Source organism: Maribellus sp. YY47, assembly GCF_023111095.1.
In the GTDB taxonomy this organism is placed as follows: Bacteria; Bacteroidota; Bacteroidia; order Bacteroidales; family Prolixibacteraceae; genus Draconibacterium.
This window is the reverse complement of sequence record NZ_JALGYW010000004.1, coordinates 117,152-134,298: the sequence shown is the minus strand read 5'-3', so window position 1 is coordinate 134,298 and position 17,147 is coordinate 117,152. Positions and strand designations below refer to the sequence as shown.

The 17,147-nt window shown below is 42.8% G+C and carries 15 protein-coding genes; 6 read left to right on the top strand and 9 right to left on the bottom strand.

All coding sequences use genetic code 11. The features are described from left to right. The first annotated feature begins 143 nt into the window (after nt 1–143). From MR764_RS04615 to MR764_RS04605, 3 genes are all read left to right on the top strand, one after another. Nucleotides 144–1,247: a peptidoglycan bridge formation glycyltransferase FemA/FemB family protein gene (locus MR764_RS04615; protein WP_247978225.1), complete on the top strand. Its 1,104-nt coding sequence runs from the start codon at nt 144–146 to the stop codon at nt 1,245–1,247. Nucleotides 1,248–1,346: 99 nt separating this feature from the next. Continuing rightward, on the top strand, nt 1,347–2,000 hold the full coding sequence (locus tag MR764_RS04610; RefSeq protein WP_247978224.1) for a DUF4159 domain-containing protein: 654 nt from the start codon (nt 1,347–1,349) through the stop codon (nt 1,998–2,000). Nucleotides 2,001–2,227: 227 nt separating this feature from the next. Further along, nucleotides 2,228–2,818, top strand: coding sequence for a flavodoxin family protein (locus tag MR764_RS04605; protein WP_247978223.1), 591 nt, complete (start codon nt 2,228–2,230; stop codon nt 2,816–2,818). A 272-nt stretch (nt 2,819–3,090) separates the two neighbouring features. Here the strand turns inward: MR764_RS04605 and MR764_RS04600 are convergent, their stop codons facing one another. The 4 genes from MR764_RS04600 to MR764_RS04585 all read right to left on the bottom strand — a co-directional run bounded on the left by MR764_RS04600 (nt 3,091) and on the right by MR764_RS04585 (nt 8,393). Then, nucleotides 3,091–3,969 carry a hypothetical protein gene (locus MR764_RS04600; RefSeq protein WP_247978222.1) on the bottom strand — a complete coding sequence of 293 codons (879 nt, stop codon included), beginning with the start codon at nt 3,967–3,969 and terminating at the stop codon, nt 3,091–3,093. 163 nt (nt 3,970–4,132) lie between these two features. Continuing rightward, nucleotides 4,133–5,788: a diphosphate--fructose-6-phosphate 1-phosphotransferase gene (locus tag MR764_RS04595; protein ID WP_247978221.1), complete on the bottom strand. Its 1,656-nt coding sequence runs from the start codon at nt 5,786–5,788 to the stop codon at nt 4,133–4,135. 302 nt (nt 5,789–6,090) lie between these two features. After that, on the bottom strand, nt 6,091–7,056 hold the full coding sequence (locus MR764_RS04590) for a glycoside hydrolase family 130 protein (protein WP_247978220.1): 966 nt from the start codon (nt 7,054–7,056) through the stop codon (nt 6,091–6,093). Nucleotides 7,057–7,058: 2 nt separating this feature from the next. Beyond that, entirely contained in the window at nt 7,059–8,393 is a 1,335-nt protein-coding gene (locus MR764_RS04585; protein ID WP_247978219.1) for an MFS transporter, read from the bottom strand. 177 nt (nt 8,394–8,570) lie between these two features. Between MR764_RS04585 and MR764_RS04580 the strand changes: the two genes are divergently transcribed. Next, nucleotides 8,571–9,749, top strand: a complete 1,179-nt coding sequence (locus MR764_RS04580) for a glycoside hydrolase family 18 protein (RefSeq protein ID WP_247978218.1) — start codon at nt 8,571–8,573, stop codon at nt 9,747–9,749. A gap of 111 nt (nt 9,750–9,860) precedes the next feature. On the opposite strand, the gene MR764_RS04575 is transcribed toward MR764_RS04580, so the two are convergent. From MR764_RS04575 to MR764_RS04560, 4 genes are all read right to left on the bottom strand, one after another. Continuing rightward, nucleotides 9,861–10,070 carry a zinc ribbon domain-containing protein gene (locus MR764_RS04575; protein WP_247978217.1) on the bottom strand — a complete coding sequence of 70 codons (210 nt, stop codon included), beginning with the start codon at nt 10,068–10,070 and terminating at the stop codon, nt 9,861–9,863. A 165-nt stretch (nt 10,071–10,235) separates the two neighbouring features. After that, nucleotides 10,236–10,409, bottom strand: a complete 174-nt coding sequence (locus MR764_RS04570) for an Arc family DNA-binding protein (protein ID WP_247978216.1) — start codon at nt 10,407–10,409, stop codon at nt 10,236–10,238. Between the two features lie 12 nt (nt 10,410–10,421). Then, nucleotides 10,422–10,946 carry a hypothetical protein gene (locus MR764_RS04565; RefSeq protein WP_247978215.1) on the bottom strand — a complete coding sequence of 175 codons (525 nt, stop codon included), beginning with the start codon at nt 10,944–10,946 and terminating at the stop codon, nt 10,422–10,424. Nucleotides 10,947–10,950: 4 nt separating this feature from the next. Beyond that, nucleotides 10,951–11,796: an SPFH domain-containing protein gene (locus MR764_RS04560; protein WP_247978214.1), complete on the bottom strand. Its 846-nt coding sequence runs from the start codon at nt 11,794–11,796 to the stop codon at nt 10,951–10,953. Nucleotides 11,797–11,946: 150 nt separating this feature from the next. On the opposite strand from MR764_RS04560, the gene nhaA reads away from it, so the two are divergent. Then, nucleotides 11,947–13,260 (top strand): Na+/H+ antiporter NhaA, encoded by a 1,314-nt coding sequence (gene nhaA / locus MR764_RS04555; RefSeq protein ID WP_247978213.1) that lies wholly within the window; start codon nt 11,947–11,949, stop codon nt 13,258–13,260. A 325-nt stretch (nt 13,261–13,585) separates the two neighbouring features. On the opposite strand, the gene MR764_RS04550 is transcribed toward nhaA, so the two are convergent. After that, nucleotides 13,586–14,179: a sigma-70 family RNA polymerase sigma factor gene (locus MR764_RS04550; protein WP_247978212.1), complete on the bottom strand. Its 594-nt coding sequence runs from the start codon at nt 14,177–14,179 to the stop codon at nt 13,586–13,588. Nucleotides 14,180–14,340: 161 nt separating this feature from the next. Here MR764_RS04550 and uvrA point away from each other — a divergent pair, with 161 nt between their 5' ends. Further along, nucleotides 14,341–17,139 carry an excinuclease ABC subunit UvrA gene (uvrA, locus tag MR764_RS04545; RefSeq protein WP_247978211.1) on the top strand — a complete coding sequence of 933 codons (2,799 nt, stop codon included), beginning with the start codon at nt 14,341–14,343 and terminating at the stop codon, nt 17,137–17,139. Nucleotides 17,140–17,147: the final 8 nt, after the last annotated feature.

The following is a 17,147-nucleotide window of genomic DNA, read 5'->3' as shown; positions in this document are numbered from 1 at the left end:
AATAAATCCTCTTTCCTTCCAAATTCTGCCCTCTTCTTGGGGACAATGTTAGCAGTATGTAACCAATGCGGAAATCCCCGGGGTTTTGGCGGTTAAATTTTTATTCCTCTTTATATTGGATAGCTTTGCCCAAAATCTTGGAGATGGATTGTACGATTGTTCAAAAAAATATTGAGGAGATTAAGCCAAGCAACATTCTCTCTCAAACACCTTTCTGGGGAAGATTAAAGGATAAGCAAGGCTTTCAACCCAAAGGATTTGAAATTTCAGTGTCAAAGGATACACTTTTCAGCCATGGCGATGTGTTGGGAAGTGAGAGCGATGATCTTTTGGTACTCATCAAATACATCGATGCCACCCATTGTTTTGCCTATGTTCCATACGGTCCGGAACTGGAACCGGAGTTCGAAAACCAGGGTGTTTTCCTGGAACAACTGTCGGAAACCATCAAACCCTATCTTCCGCACAACTGTATTTTCATCCGCTACGACCTGGCGTGGCAAAACCAGTGGTCGGCCGATGACGATTATTTTGATGCCCAGGGAAACTGGACCGGGCCACCCGATGAGCAGGTTCAGGAATTCAGGGTAAATTATAAAACCATCAACTGGAGACTGAAAAAAAGCCCGAGCGACATTCTCCCCAAGAATACGTTTTTTCTGTATCTCACCCAGCAGGAAGATACGCTTTTGTCGAACATGCGTTACAACACCCGCTACAATGTAAAACGGGCGCTGAATCAGGGCATCAGAATTCAGGAATACGGTGTCGAACACATCAGCGAATGGTACCGTTTGTATTACGATACAGCGCTTCGGCACAAGCTGCCCTTGCAAAACGAACAGTATTTTCTGAACATCCTTAAAAAACAGGATAACAACAAAAAAGGGGTGAAGGTAAAAATGCTAATGGCCGACTGGGAAGGAGAATACATGGCCTCAATGTTTTTGGCGCTGTCGCACAAGCGCGGCACTTATCTTTACGGAGCCTCAGCCACCAATAAACAAAACATTTTGGCCAGCTATGCCCTGCAGTGGGAATCCATAAAAATGGCGAAGAACTGGGGCTGCTCCGAATACGATATGTTTGGATCGGCTCCCAACATCAACCAAAGTCATCCGTTGCACGGGATTCATATTTACAAAAAAGGGTTCGGGGGCGATTTGTTTCACCGAATGGGTTGTTGGGATTATCCTTTTTCCCAAAAACACTACGATTTATTCATCGTTCAGGAACTTTGCAACTGATTGGCAGAGGAACAGAAACACCTCTGCTATGTCTCTTAAAAATTGAAGGAATAGTTTCGGGTTTCAGATTCGTGTTGTATTTTTCGAAAAAATTAGAACATGCGGTTTAGATTATTAATCGGTTTGATTTTTCTGGCGGTGGCTGCCAACGCTCAAAACAGCGGGGTAAAAATCGCCTTGTTAAAATACAACGGGGGTGGCGACTGGTATTCCGATCCCACTGCGCTTCCCAACCTCATTGAATATTGTAACCGTAACTTAAACACCAACATCCAGGCAGAACCATCGACCATTGAAGTGGGTAGTCCCGAAATTTTCAACTTCCCGTATGTTGAAATGACCGGACACGGCAACATTATTTTCTCGGAAAGCGATGCGATGAACCTTCGCCATTACCTCGAAGGAGGCGGTTTTTTACATGCCGATGATAATTATGGTATGGATGAATATTTCCGTCGCGAAATGAAAAAGGTCTTTCCCGAAAAAGAGTTGGTGGAATTGCCGCCTTCTCACCCCATCTTTCATCAGAAATACGACTTTCCAAACGGGATACCCAAAATTCATGAACACGATAACAAACCGCCACAGGCCTTTGGAATTTTCATTGAAGACCGCCTGGTTTGTCTGTATACCTACGAATGCGATTTGGGCGATGGCTGGGAAGACGAAGCCGTGCACAACGATCCTCCCGAACTCCGGGAGAAAGCACTGCAAATGGGAGCAAATATTATTTCGTTTGCTTTTAATCAGTAATAGAAAAAATGCATGAATGCTGAAATGCATAAATACCAAAATACTGAAAACAACTGAAAACAATACACTTACAGTAAGACGATAAAACGGAAATAATACCAAAACTACCGTGATTCAGCACAAATTGAATAAGCTAAAGCCTGCAGATATTTTATGACCAATTAGCTTACATATTGAGAGACAGAACTATTAAAGCATTAACGCATTCAAGCATTTAAGCATTAATCATGAAGATACTAGCCATAAACGGGAGTCCGCGCAAAAGCGGCAACACAGCACTTTTAATCAACGAGATGTTCCGGATCTTTGAAGCTGAAGGTTTTGAAACCGAAATGATACAATTGGGCAATAAACCCGTTCACGGCTGCACAGCTTGCGCAAAATGCAAGGAAAAGCAAGACGGAAAGTGTCACATAAAAAACGATCACCTGAACCTGTGTATCGAAAAAATGATAGAAGCCGACGGAATCATTATTGGTTCGCCCGTGTATTTTGCCGATGTTACCACCGAAATAAAAGCGCTGATCGATGTAGCCGGTTATGCCACCCGAGCCGGCGGACATCTGCTGAAAAGAAAAGTTGGGGCTGGTGTTATCGCTGTTCGCCGTGGCGGCGCGCTTCATGCTTTTGAAACCATCAACAATTTCTTTTTGATCAATCAGATGATAGTCCCCGGATCGAGTTACTGGAACTTTGCCATAGGCCGCGAACCCGGCGATGTACTAAACGATGCTGAAGGCATGCAAACCATCCGTACACTGGCCGACAACATGGTCTGGCTCCTCAATCAACTAAACAACCACACCCCTACGACGTGATTTACGAGTAGAAACACAACTACTATTCTTTCTCACATTGATTTGACTTATACCTTAATTCCGTAAGCGGAATTGAACGGCACACAGATAACGCAGATTTACGCTGAAAGTGATTTCAACCATTGAGTGAAATCACTTTTGCGGGAATCAGCGCAATCGGCGTGAAATAAAAATACTTGCGAAATGAAGGTAATAATCAACAGCCAAATGCTGTGCTTCGCTACCCACATTCAGAGAACCCGGGCTTCTGAATCGAACTAAAACAGCAGGCTTTATTTGGTTTCCACAATCAGGAATTTCGATGCATTCCAGAAAGTACCTGGGTCGTCGATAAACAAAGTGTCGGCTGTTTTTGCCCCCGAAATATGAAACGAACCCGCCGGGTGCACCGTTACTACCTCCGCCTTTTTGGTATTTAACGGGATGTAGCTGAAATCGCGAATATCGACGGGCGTAAAAACTTCTTTGTTGAAATCCTCTTTTACTTCCGATGTCCTGCCGATTCCCAGGAAGCCGCCACTGCGATCAATTACACCGCTTTCTTCCAGTTCTTTGAAGCTGCCAATTACAAAAAAAGCTTTATTCAGTTCGTTCACCTGCATGTCGATGGTATTCGATTTTTCCTGGCTCTCGGTTTCCATCTCTGCAATCTTTTCATTCAACTGGATCACATCGCGGCTCAGGTTCTGAACATCCATATTCAAACGGGCAATTTCTTCATCCTTCTCATCAATCTGCTTTTTTAAACTACTCACCAGGCGTTCGAGCTCGCGTACAGTCGAGTTTAGCTTCCCCACTTTATAATTGGCATTATTCAGCTTCTTCTGTAGCGCTTCAACCTTTTCTTTATTCTGCTGCAGCATCTCATTCAGCAAAGCCACATCCTCCAGTATCGCCTGTTTCCGGCTGTAACTCATCTCGCGTTGCTCCGCAGCTTTAACGGTCACCAGTTTTTCCATTGTTTTGATGGAATCGAGCGTATTCATGATTTCATTGAAATCTTCGAGATAACCCACCATCGCCGAGTCTTTTAGTTCGGCCTCCTTCGCAATACTGTCTCTCTCCTGCGTCAGCTTTACGGCATCTTTTTTATAGTTCTGACAAGAGACTGCTATCAATAACAATGCAACTGCAATCAACGATCTATTCATATTCTTTGCTTTTTAATACATCTCTATAACGCAGAAAACTCCCGAAATAATACATCTCCGTTATTGTTTTTGAATTTTTCTGAAACAGTGCAAAAACAAGAAAGGCCATCCGTCCGTCATATGACGGACAAACAGCCTTTCTGTTATATTATCGAATTGAGTCTTACTTGTTTTGCTCAAATTTCAATGTTTCTGTGGTAAGGTCACAAACTTCTGCAGGACCGAAATACTGGATTGGACCAGGATACACAAAGTTGGTATTGTATGCCCACTCTCCTCTTTTGGATACAAAGTATTTGAATGGAGCGCCTTCCAGTTCCACCAAAGCTTTCTGGATTACAGGTTTCATGTGTCCGTGACGTTTTTCCATGTTCATCATCATAGTTACCGGAACACCTCCCGCGATCCACTGATCAGCCGGAGCAGTAGTATTTCTAACCGATGCCATATAACCGGTTTTTCCTTCAGCAACCAAAACAGAAGCCGTGTAACCCAAAGAATAGCAATAGTCGGCATCGAAGTTCGAAGGAGCGGCACAACGTCCTTCGTACCCGAAGAAGTGGTACTGCGTTCCGAATTTGCCAACGTAATTACCTTCAGCTTTCATTTCTTCCAAACGGGTGCTTACCATTTCACCCAGTAGTTTTTCAGTTTCGATCAACGAAACCTGAACGTTTCCGTGTGGATCACGATCAAGTGTTAACTGAGTGGCAATTCCATCGGGCAATGAGCGGAAAACGCTGGAAGAAATTTCAGTCAAATGTGAAGCAACCCACTCGTTTCTGTGGCTTTTGCGCAACATTTTGAATTCCTTTTCAGTTTCAGTTCCTTCAGCCAGCAAATCGTTCAATTCTGAAATCAACACTTTCATTTCAGGAATGAATTCAATCAAACCTTCAGGAATCAGCGCAACACCAAAATTATCGCCGTTGTCGGCACGTTTGGCAACCACTTTTGCCATATAATCAACCACTTCACCCAGAGTCAGTTTTTTATCGGCAATTTCCTCTGAGATAAGTGTGATATTGGGCTGAGTTTTTAATGCACATTCCAAACCGATGTGAGAAGCTGAACGCCCCATCAGTTTAATAAAGTGCCAGTATTTTTTTGCTGAATTGGCATCACGCTGAATGTTACCAATCAGTTCCGAATAAACTTTTGTAGCCGTATCAAAACCAAACGATGTTTCGATCATTTCGTTTTTCAGGTCACCGTCGATGGTTTTCGGACAGCCAATTACCTGAACACCTGCGTCGATTTTTGCATAATATTCAGCTAAAACACAAGCGTTTGTATTTGAATCGTCGCCACCAATAATTACCAGCGCATTCAGATTAAGGTCTTTTGCAATTTCCAAACCTTTGTCAAACTGAGCTTCTTCTTCCAGTTTGGTACGACCCGAGCCAATGATATCGAAACCACCGGTGTTGCGGTATTCATCAATGATATCAGCTGTCAGTTCAACATATTTATGATCGACCAATCCGCCGGGACCACCTAAAAATCCAAAAAGTTTGCTGTCGGGATGAATGTTTTTGATACCGTCAAAAATTCCGGAAATCACATTGTGTCCACCCGGAGCCTGACCACCTGATAAAATCACACCCACGTTAACCGGCTCTTTTTCAGTGGCTTTTCCTCCTTCTTCAAAAGAAATCAATGGCATGCCGTAGGTGTTCGGGAATAAGGCTGCAATCTCTTTCTGATCGGCAACCGATTCGGTTTTGGCACCTTCCACCAATTTAACTGCTCCTTTTAAAGATTTTGGGAGTTTTGGCTGGTATTTGGCCCTTTCTTTTTGTAATGCGCTAATATTCATTTTAATATGTATTAATTGATTTTTCGAAAAGCGTACCAAAAATAAGGGGAATTTGGCAGGATGTCTCCTGTTAACAAGTTTAAAGTAAATGATTTAAAGTAAAGTTAAAAGGGGAGTAAAATTCAGGGAAAATGAAAAATGTTAGGAGCTGAAAGCCATGATCTTTGCCTCTTCGGTTACGCTCTGTTGGCCACATTTCAAACTCCGCACAGTTCACGAAGCGTAGTGTTCAGTATAAACAAAAATTCACCGGCTGAACTGCAATCAACCGGTGAATATTGTATCATGTACAAACACTAAAATCAGATTGAATTGGATTTAATAAACTCGATGATTTCCTGCTGGTAACCAAAGGCCATTCCCACCACGGTATCTGCGGCTCCGTAATAAACGGCCACTTTTTCTCCGTCGCTAAGTGCAGCACATGGGAATACTACGTTTGGCACATCTCCTGCCAGCTCGTAAGACTCGGCCGGAGCCAGCAAATAAGGCTGTGTGCGGTACAGCACTTTCGAAGGATCTTCCAAATCGAGCAGAGCAGCACCCATCGAGTAGCGGAAGCCATTACACGTATTGATTACGCCGTGATAAAATTCCAGCCAGCCGTCTTTTGTTTTGATCGGCACCGAACCGGCTCCGATTTTGGTACACTGCCAGGCGCTGAGTTCAAAAGGAGTAACTTTCATAACACAACGATGTTCGCCCCAGTATCTCATATCCGGGCTGTAACTGATCCAGATGTCACCAAATGGCGTGTGCCCGTTGTCGCTCGGCCGGCTTAGCATGGCATATTTTCCATTGATCTTTTCAGGGAAAAGCACTCCGTTCCGGTTAAAAGGAAGAAAGGCATTTTCGCACTGATGAAAGGTCTTAAAATCGAAAGTATAGGCAATCCCGATGGTTGGGCCATGATAGCCGTTGCACCAGGTAACCCAGTAGCGGTCTTCGATCCAGGTAACACGCGGATCGTATTTATAAGCCGATTCAATCATATCGGTATTTCCGGCGACCATTTCAATGGGTTCATGATTGATCTCCCAATTGATGCCGTCTTTGCTGAACCCGGCAAAAATATTCATCTGAACCGCTTTGTTATCGCAACGGAAAACACCGGCAAAACCATCTTTAAACGGTACCACAGCACTGTTAAAAATACTGTTCGAAGTAGGAATGAGGTAACGACCGATTACCGGATTTTGAGAGTAGCGCCACATTACATCGGGACACCCCTGTGGGCGCTCTTCAAAAGGAATTTGAATCTTACTCATAATCATTGATTTTTATGTTGTTTCTTTTTTGAATCGTCATACGTAAACGGGATAAAATAAGTGATCAGAAAAGCCGGGATGGTGGCAATCAGCACATAAATAAAAAAGTCGCGATACCCCAGTAAATCGCTAAAATAACCACTCGCCATTCCCGGGAGCATCACACCCAGGTTCATAATTCCTGATGCAAATGCGTAATGCGACATCTGGTGTTTTCCGGGAGCAATCTGTTGCATCATAAACAATATTAAACCCACAAAACCAAATCCATAGCCAAAATATTCCAGGGTGATGCAACTTCCTATTAAATACAGGTTAGTGGGCTGTGTAACCGCCAGAAATGTGTAAGCCATAAAAGGAAGGTTAAACACACAACACAGGGTAAAAAGGGTTCTTTTCAATCCGAACCGGGAAACATAAATACCTGCCAGCAAAGAACCAACTACGAAGGCAGCCGAACCAAAAATACCATTCAGTGTCCCAATCTCTTCCAGCGACAGTCCAAGTCCGCCCACGTCTCTTGACGCCCGCAAAAACAAAGGCGCAATCTTCATAATAAAGCCTTCTCCCAAACGGTACAGAATAATAAAACTGATATAGTAGAGAATGTGTTTTTTGGTAAAGAAATCGGCAATTACGGCAACAAGCTCCCGCCACACTTCGCGCGATGTCTTTTTGGCGGTTGACGGAACCTGCGTGGAAGGCAAAATTCGTATGTGATACATCCCTATCAGAATCATTATGGCAGCAATAATGCCGAAAATAATCGTCCAGGCTGACGAATAAGCCTCCTTATTCACACTTAATGAAGCTCCCTCGATGGCTCCAAAATGCTTAGCCGTTGCACCAGCTATGTATACAAGGCCTCCGTTAGCAACAAGTTTTGCGACATTGTAAAAAGCCCCCTGCACTCCGATGTATTTCGCTTGTGTTTCTTTATCGAGTTCGTCCATGTAAACGCCGTCGCAGGCAATATCGTGGGTAGCTCCGCTGATAGCAATCACCGCCATCGTAGAAATGCTAATCGCAAAAAAGTAGTCGAAAAACAGGGAAAAAGCCACGATTCCAAATAAAACGCCACTTGTTAATTGCGTTATTACTACAAAGAACTTTTTGGTCCGGTACATTTCTAGGAAAGGACTCCACAAAAACTTTAGTGTCCAGGGCATCATAATAAGAGAGGTCCAAAATGCAATTTGTGTATCCGATACTCCAAGATCCTTAAACATAAATACGGAGACCAGATTAATGGCAATAAACGGAAGGCCCATTGCAAAATAAGCAGTTGGTACCCAAAAATATGCCGGTCTTGCCAGTTTCTTTCTTTCTTTCAGCATGTAATAGATTTTAATTCATCCGGTTGATTGATTCCACTAAAAAATAAGAATTCGAAATTACATTATAATTTGTTTCTTTTTTGCTATATCGACAATGTTTTTAATTTTTTTTAAAAAGTTTCTAGTTTGAATGGGGAAAAGCAATAAATTTACCCACACTAATTTAAGCTGTACATCATGAAACAACTTTCTCTATCGATTTTAACCTTTGCTGTTGGGCTGATCTTTTCAGGTTGCAATCCGGCGCCAAAATCCAAAACAGAAGTCGCAACAATCAACTCCTCCAAAGATTATATGGTAGTCGCCTATGTGGCGGGCTATCGCGATTTTGATTTCTCGACCATTGATGTAACCGGAATTACGCACATTAACTATGCTTTTGGAAATATTCGCGACGGTGAAGCCATTTTTGATACCACTAAGATCGACGGTAAACGCCTGAGTCCTGATGACATTGTAAAGCTAAATTCACTGAAATCAAAAAATCCAAAATTGAAAGTTTTAGTTTCCATCGGAGGCTGGTCATGGTCAGGTGGTTTTTCTGATGCCGCGCTGAGCGAAACATCGCGTGCAAAGTTTGCCCAAAGCTGTGCGAAATTTGTAAAAGACTATCAACTCGACGGCATCGATCTCGACTGGGAATACCCCAACCAAACCGGAGCAGGAAATATCTACCGCCCCGAAGATGTTCAAAATTTCACCTTAATGCTCAAGGCGGTGCGGGAAGAACTGGACCTTATGGCCCGGGAGGAAGGCAAGAATAATCATTATCTGCTCAGTATTGCCACGGGTGCTGACCAGGCCTATGTCGATAACACCGAATTAGGGAAACTGGCTGAATACCTCGATTTTCTGAACATTATGACCTACGATTTTTACAATGGATTACATACGGTAAACGGGCATCACAGCAATCTGTATCCCTCGGCACAACCCAAGTTGGACATGAACAGCGCGGTTAATGCGGTCGATATGCACACCAAAGCAGGATTTCCGGTTGAAAAGATCAACCTGGGCATTCCTTTTTATGGCCGCATATGGAAAGGTGTTGAAGCCAGCGGCGACCAAATTCTTTTTAACAAGGCAGAAACCGTGGGAATGGGAATCGACTACATCGATTTTTACCAAAATATCAATGCAAACGGCTACACCCGCTACTGGGACGATACAGCCAAAGCTCCCTATCTCTGGAATGCGGAAGAAAAGACTTTTATTTCGTACGAAGACGAACAGTCGATTGCATTAAAAATTGAATACCTGAAAAAACGCGGATTGGCAGGTGTTATGTTTTGGGAATACAGTGCCGATCACGAACATAAACTGCTGAACGCAGTACTTTCAAATATGAACGAGTAACTGAATTTCTCTGATGAATGTCTGAAAATGAATCCGATCCCTTCAATGAGATCGGATTCATTTTTTGTGTTGTCTTCAAGCCCGTTCTCTCTGAGACAGACACGGCCCCCACTAGTTGGTCAGGAAATCGAGTATGTTGCTGGCTCCGCTCGAACGGTTTCCTTTGTAAAACTCGGTATATCCGCACCGCCGGCATGAAACTGCTGTAAAACGGCGGTTTTGAATATTAAAATATTTGGTAAATCCTGCGCCCGTGGTACGAATCTCGTCAACCTCGTACTCCCAGCCACTGCATTTCGGGCAACTAAAAGCTTTTTTCATGACTTTTGATTTTTATTGATATGTTTTATCTGTATCATTTTTTATAAGAAATTACGAATTCGACAACCAACAAGACCACCAAAGCGCTTACCGGAATCCACCAGTATCATATTTTTAGCACCTTTTCAAAAACGACATTTTCTACCGTTTTTATTTGATCTGTTATTATGATTCTTCATTCTCTGTGTTCTTTTTTAAGCGTTTGGCATCCTTTAGCGCATTATGAATAATCCACTCCAGCTGCCCGTTAATGCTCCGAAAATCATCGGCAGCCCACTTTTCCACGGCTTCCATCATCTCCGGGGCCACCCTCAACACAAATGTCTTTTTCTTTGCCATTTCAAGCTGTTTTTATGCTTTCATCACTTTATCCATAGCATATTTTATGGCCTGCGTTCTATGTGTACCTATAAGTATCCTTTTTCCATCTTTGAGCTGTAACTGAAGTCCCGTTTGCCCCGAAATAATATAGGCCTTTCCTTTACGCCTGCGGTCCCTGATCCCATATCCACCGTATTCCCGATAAGCTCGAAAACGTCTTAAGCGGTATGAAAAAATATCGGAAGCACTGATTTTTAACCACTTCCTTTTAAAAGGAAAATAACTGACGTAGATGCCGTCGATTTGGATTTTAGTACGTAGACGCGAAACAGAATTAATGATCACAACTACTATCAAAACAATAAAAAATACCATCGCAGTTACTATAAATGACGAATCGGAAAAAATCTCATCTACTCCATTTCGCCTGCTGTAACCGAGACGGATAAACCAGTATCCCAATACAACCATTCCGAGCATGATTGCTATCACAATCGATTTCAGCATCCTTCCCTGGCTAACCCTTTGTTCTTCAGCAAAAAGAACTTTCTCCATCGCGTTAATATAAAGTTCCGGTATTTACAATCGGCGTGGCATCTTTATCTCCGCATAAAACAACCATCAGGTTGCTTACCATCGTTGCTTTTTTCTCTTCATCCAAATCGACTATTTGCTTTTTGCTTAACTGGTCGAGTGCCATTTCAACCATACTTACCGCACCTTCAACAATTTTATAGCGGGCAGCTACAATTGCTGTTGCCTGCTGGCGTTTAAGCATGGCCTGAGCTATTTCCTGGGCGTAGGCGATATGATTAATACGAGCTTCAATCACATAAATACCGGCGATGTCGAGACGCTCGATAATTTCACGCTCCAACTCGTTATTTACCTCTTCGGTTCCGTCGCGAAGCGTAACTTTTGCATTTTCATCTTCAATGTTATCGTACGGATATAATCCCGCCAGTTTCCGAAGGGCTGCCTCACTTTGCACGACTACAAAATGCTCGAATTCATCGACACCAAATGCAGCTTTGTACGTGTCTTCCACTCTCCAAACAAGCACCAAACCAATCATAATTGGATTTCCCAGTTTATCGTTTACCTTGATGGTTTCGCTGTCAAAATTCCGCGCGCGAAGTGAAATCTTTTTCCGCACAAAAAACGGATTGACCCAGTAAAATCCATTGGTTTTGATGGTGCCTTTGTAAGCCCCGAACAATACCAACACGCAACTTTGATTGGGATCGACCACCGTAAATCCGATCGCTCCCAACACAAAGAAAGGTAACAGAATTACTGAGGGCACGACCATTCCAGCCCAAAAGCCCAAAACAATAACGACCAAAAGAAACAGTTCCAGCAGCAAAAACACATAACCCGACATTCCAGAATATTGCTTTTCCATAACTTTAAATTTTTAGTATTTTGATATTATTTTAATATCATAAAATTAGTACCTTTTACTTACAATGGCAATATTTGGTCAATTATTTATTATTTTTATTTTTGAAACTTTGAGTCATTATCACAACAATTAAATAGTTAAGAACTGCACATGAGTAAATCACCGATCAAGTTTATTAAAGAGCCTATCAATCAGTTTATCAGGCTCGAAACTTCCAGCAGTATCATTCTGTTCGGCACCACAATTCTTGCTTTAATACTGGCCAACAGCCCTTTAAGCAAAGAATTCCTCGGATTTTGGAAAGAGTACATCACTTTTAGCTTACCGGGCTTCGAATTATCGAAACCCATTTACAAATGGATCAACGACGGATTAATGGCCATTTTCTTCTTCGTGATTGGCCTGGAGATAAAACGCGAAATTCTTACCGGAGAGTTAAGTCATATAAAGAAGGCATCACTTCCGCTATTTGCTGCCATAGGCGGAATGATTGTTCCGGCTATACTTTTCACGATCCTGAATAAAGGAAATGCTGGTGGCGAAGGATGGGGCATCCCAATGGCTGCGGACATTGCCTTTTCTTTGGGTATTCTGACCTTGCTGGGTAAACGTGTCCCAATTGGCATAAAGGTATTTTTAATGGCTTTTGCCATTATCGACGACCTGGGCGCAGTCCTCGTCATTGCCTTCTTTTACAGCACCAACTTAATCTGGTCCAACATCTTTATCGGACTGGGAATTGTTGTTGTACTCGGCCTTTTTTCAAAATTCAATTATTATTCGAAATACTTGTTTTTTATCGCCGGAGTCATCGTTTGGATATTATTCCTTAAATCGGGAATCCATGCGACCATTGCTGGAGTTCTGCTGGCGCTGACCATCCCCTTGCAACGTAAAACCAATACCCGTTCGTTTTATCAAAAAAGTAAAGGATATCTCGATGAGTTTTTGCAGGAATGCAATACAAAGGAAGAAACAGCTGTTTTGAGCAAGAAGCAAATTCACCTATTAGACGATTTACAGGAACTGACAGAGACCACATCATCGCCACTTCAAAATCTTGAACATCAGTTGCACGGATGGGTTTCCTACTTAATCATGCCGATTTTTGCACTCGCCAATGCGGGAGTTATCTTCAGCTTTTCGGGCGATTCGAATGTAAGCTTATCCATCAACCTGGCCATTAGTATGATCGTCGGAAACTTTATCGGCATCTTTGTATTCTCATGGCTGGCCATTAAAACAAATATCGCCGAACTACCTCAAAACGTTGGTTTCAAACAATTGGCGGGAGTATCGTTCCTGGGAGGCCTGGGATTTACCATGTCGCTGTTCATCAACAACCTTGCCTATACCGATGCTGTTTTGATCGATTCTGCCAAAATGGGAATTCTTATCGGTTCAACCATAGCCGGAATACTGGGTTACATTACCATACGATTAACCGTCAAAGAAAAGGTATAATTTAAAGATATAACGAACTAAAAAAGGCACCGGAGAGGTGCCTTTTTTAGTTTAATATCATTTCTACGAAACCTGCTGATTTTGTATTCAAAACGTCGTAGCTGCGTGCAAAATTCAGGATGTTTCTTACGGACTCTTCTGATGGTCCCATTTCTTTTGTTTTAAAAAAATCAACCTTATTCTCAAGCTCTGAATCATCGAAAGCATCGACATTACAACGAACAAGGCTGACACAATAAATTAAGGTAGAGAACTTTTGCATAGGCATCTTTTTTTCATTTACCTAAAAAACGCCCCCTACAGCTTATTATTGTGTTAACGAAAGTTAAACCATCGTTAACGAGAGATTCTTTTTCTCGATCAGTTTCCGAAGATTAATCAATGCATATCGCATGCGCCCCAACGCGGTGTTGATACTAACGCCGGTTTGGTCGGCTATCTCCTTGAAACTTAGCCCCAGATAATGACGCATATGTATCACCTGTTGCTGATCTTCGGGCAATTCCTGGATCAAATCTTTTACCTCGCTTAGAATCTGCATGTTGATCATTTCATCTTCAATGGTTTGCTCAGCAAACTTTTGTGAATTAAAAATATCCACGTCAGAACTGTCGTTTGAAACGGTTCCTTTCAATTTTACTTTTCTGAAATGATCGATGATCAGATTATGCGAGATACGAAGCACCCAGGAAATAAATTTCCCATTCTCGATGTACTTCCCTTTTTTAAGCGAACGGATCACCTTTATGAACGTTTCCTGAAAAATATCTTCAGCCAGTTCCTGGTTCTTAACAATTAACAGAATGTACGAGAACACCCTGTTCTTATGTTTTAAAATTAATGTCTCCAGTGATTCTTGATCGCCATTTATAAATCTTTGAACGAGCTCATTGTCGTCCAGTGAGTTAAGTTTGAGCATTACCTTCTATTTATGTTTAAACAAAAAGTAAAATTTTTCTATAGGCGTCAATTTTTAAGTGTAGTAAAACTATTATTGTAATTTTGCGTGTTCCAAAAATGGAACATTTCATCGAAAAATACAAGTATTTTTAACGGATTATTGCATTTACGATCAAAATTATGTCGAATAATAAGAACCAAAAATACATTGAAATACAAAATGCCAGGGTCCACAACCTGAAAAACATCAGTTTAAAAATACCCCGGAATAAGTTTATCGTCGTTACCGGAGTATCGGGATCCGGTAAATCGTCACTGGCTTTTGACACCCTTTTTGCTGAAGGACAACGTCGTTATGTGGAAAGCCTTTCGTCGTATGCCCGGCAGTTTCTGGGACGAATTAACAAACCGGAAGTTGACTTTATTAACGGCATACCGCCAGCGATTGCTATTGAGCAAAAAGTAAATACCCGCAATCCACGTTCTACGGTGGGTACATCCACCGAGATATACGATTACCTGAAACTGTTGTTTGCGCGAATTGGGAAAACCTATTCTCCCGTATCTGGAGAGATCGTTAGCCGGCACAGCGTTACCGATGTTGTGGATTTTATCAACTCGTTTGACGAGGGTACCCGCATAATTATCGCTTCGCCTCTGATCCCCAAAAACGGAAGAAGTATTCTGGAAGAAGCAGAACTACTGATGCAGCAGGGATTCTCGCGCCTCGAAACCAACGATGAAATAAAAAAAATCGACGAATTGATTCTGGCCAAAAGCGATGATTTCTGTAATGGAGCCTGCAACCTGGTGATCGACCGTTTGTCAGTTCAACGGGATGAAGATACCCAAAGCCGGATGGCCGACTCGGTGCAAACAGCTTTTTTTGAAGGGAACGGAGAATGCACCATAAAAGCTTATTTACCCGATGGCGTTCAAAGCGCTCAATTCTCCAATCGTTTCGAAGCCGATGGCATTGAGTTTGAAGAACCCAGTGTTCATATGTTCAGCTTTAACAACCCGGTTGGCGCCTGCCCCACTTGTGAAGGCTACGGAAAAGTAATCGGGATTGATGAAGACCTGGTTATTCCGAATAAATCGCTTTCGATATATCAGGATGCCATTGCCTGCTGGAAAGGCGAAAAAATGGGTGAATGGAAAAATGAGCTGATCTATGCTGCCGATAAATTTGGATTTCCGATTCATAAACCTTTTTACGAACTCACTGAAGAACAAAAATTCCTGATCTGGACAGGTAACCAATATTTTAACGGATTAAATGCCTTTTTTAAATTTCTGGAAGAAAGCAGCTACAAAATACAGTACCGTGTGATGTTGTCGCGTTACCGCGGAAAAACCGTGTGTCCCGAGTGTAAGGGAAGTCGCTTAAAAAGGGAAGCCGGTTATGTGAAAATTTCGGGGAAATCGATACAGGAACTGGTGCTTATGCCGGTCAGTGATTTACGGGAATTGTTCCGACACCTGGAACTGACTCCGCACGATGTTGAAATCGCAAAAAGAATTCTCATCGAAATCAACAATCGTCTGGAATTTCTCTGCGATGTTGGCCTGGGCTATCTTACGCTTAACCGTTTATCATCAACGCTTTCGGGAGGTGAATCTCAACGTATCAACCTGGCGACATCGCTGGGAAGCAGCCTGGTGGGTTCGCTTTATATTCTGGATGAACCCAGTATCGGTCTTCATTCGCGCGACACCGAAAAACTGATCAAAGTGTTGCGCCGTTTGCAGATGATTGGAAATACCGTGTTTGTGGTAGAACACGACGAAGAGATTATCCGCGCAGCCGACGAAGTTATCGACATTGGCCCCCTGGCCGGGCAACACGGCGGCGAAGTGGTTTTCCAGGGAAACCACGAAGAACTGGCAAAAAAACCGGAAAGTCTGACCACCAAATACCTCACAGGAGTAGAGAAAATTCCGGTACCGGAAAAAAGACGTAAATGGACCAACTTTATCGAACTGGTGGGAGCACGCGAAAACAACCTGAAAAATATCCGTGTTAAATTTCCGCTGAATACCATGACGGTGGTTACCGGGGTAAGTGGATCCGGGAAATCGTCGCTGGTGACCAAAATCCTCGCTCCTGCCCTCACAAAAATTCTGGGCGGTTACGGAGAGCGAACCGGTTATCACGATGCGGTTTTGGGAGATTACAAAATGCTGGATGCGGTTGAGTTTATCGATCAGAATCCCATCGGAAAATCATCCCGTTCCAACCCCGTTACCTATTTGAAAGCCTACGACGAAATCAGAAAACTGTTTTCTGAGCAACAGGCGGCAAAAATACAGGGACTGAAAGCTTCTCACTTTTCGTTTAACGTAGACGGTGGCCGTTGCGACGAATGCCAGGGAGAAGGAACAATAAAAGTGGAAATGCAGTTTTTGGCCGATGTTTTCCTGCTTTGTGAAAGCTGTGGCGGTAAACGTTTCAAAGAAGACGTGCTGGAAGTCCGCTACCACGAGCACAACATCGACGATATTCTGAACCTCACCGTTAACCAGGCCATCGAACTGTTTGCGAAGGGGAAAAGTTCCACTGAAAAGAAAATTGTAAAACGACTTCAACCGTTAAAAGATGTCGGCCTGGGCTACATCAAACTGGGACAATCGTCGAGCACACTTTCAGGAGGTGAAAGCCAGCGTGTAAAACTGGCTTCGTTTTTGGCACGCGAGAAAGACGTTCCTACTCTTTTTGTTTTTGACGAACCCACCACCGGTTTGCACTTCCACGACATCAGGAAGTTACTCGATTCGTTTAATGCCTTGATTTCGCGCGGACATTCCATCATCGTGATTGAACACAACATGGAAGTTATTAAATGTGCCGACTGGATCATCGACCTGGGACCGGAAGGTGGCGATCAGGGTGGAAAACTGGTGTTTGAAGGCGTACCTGAAGATTTGGTAAAAGTTGAAGATTCGTACACCGGAATGGCGCTAAAGGAAAAACTGTAACAGTTATT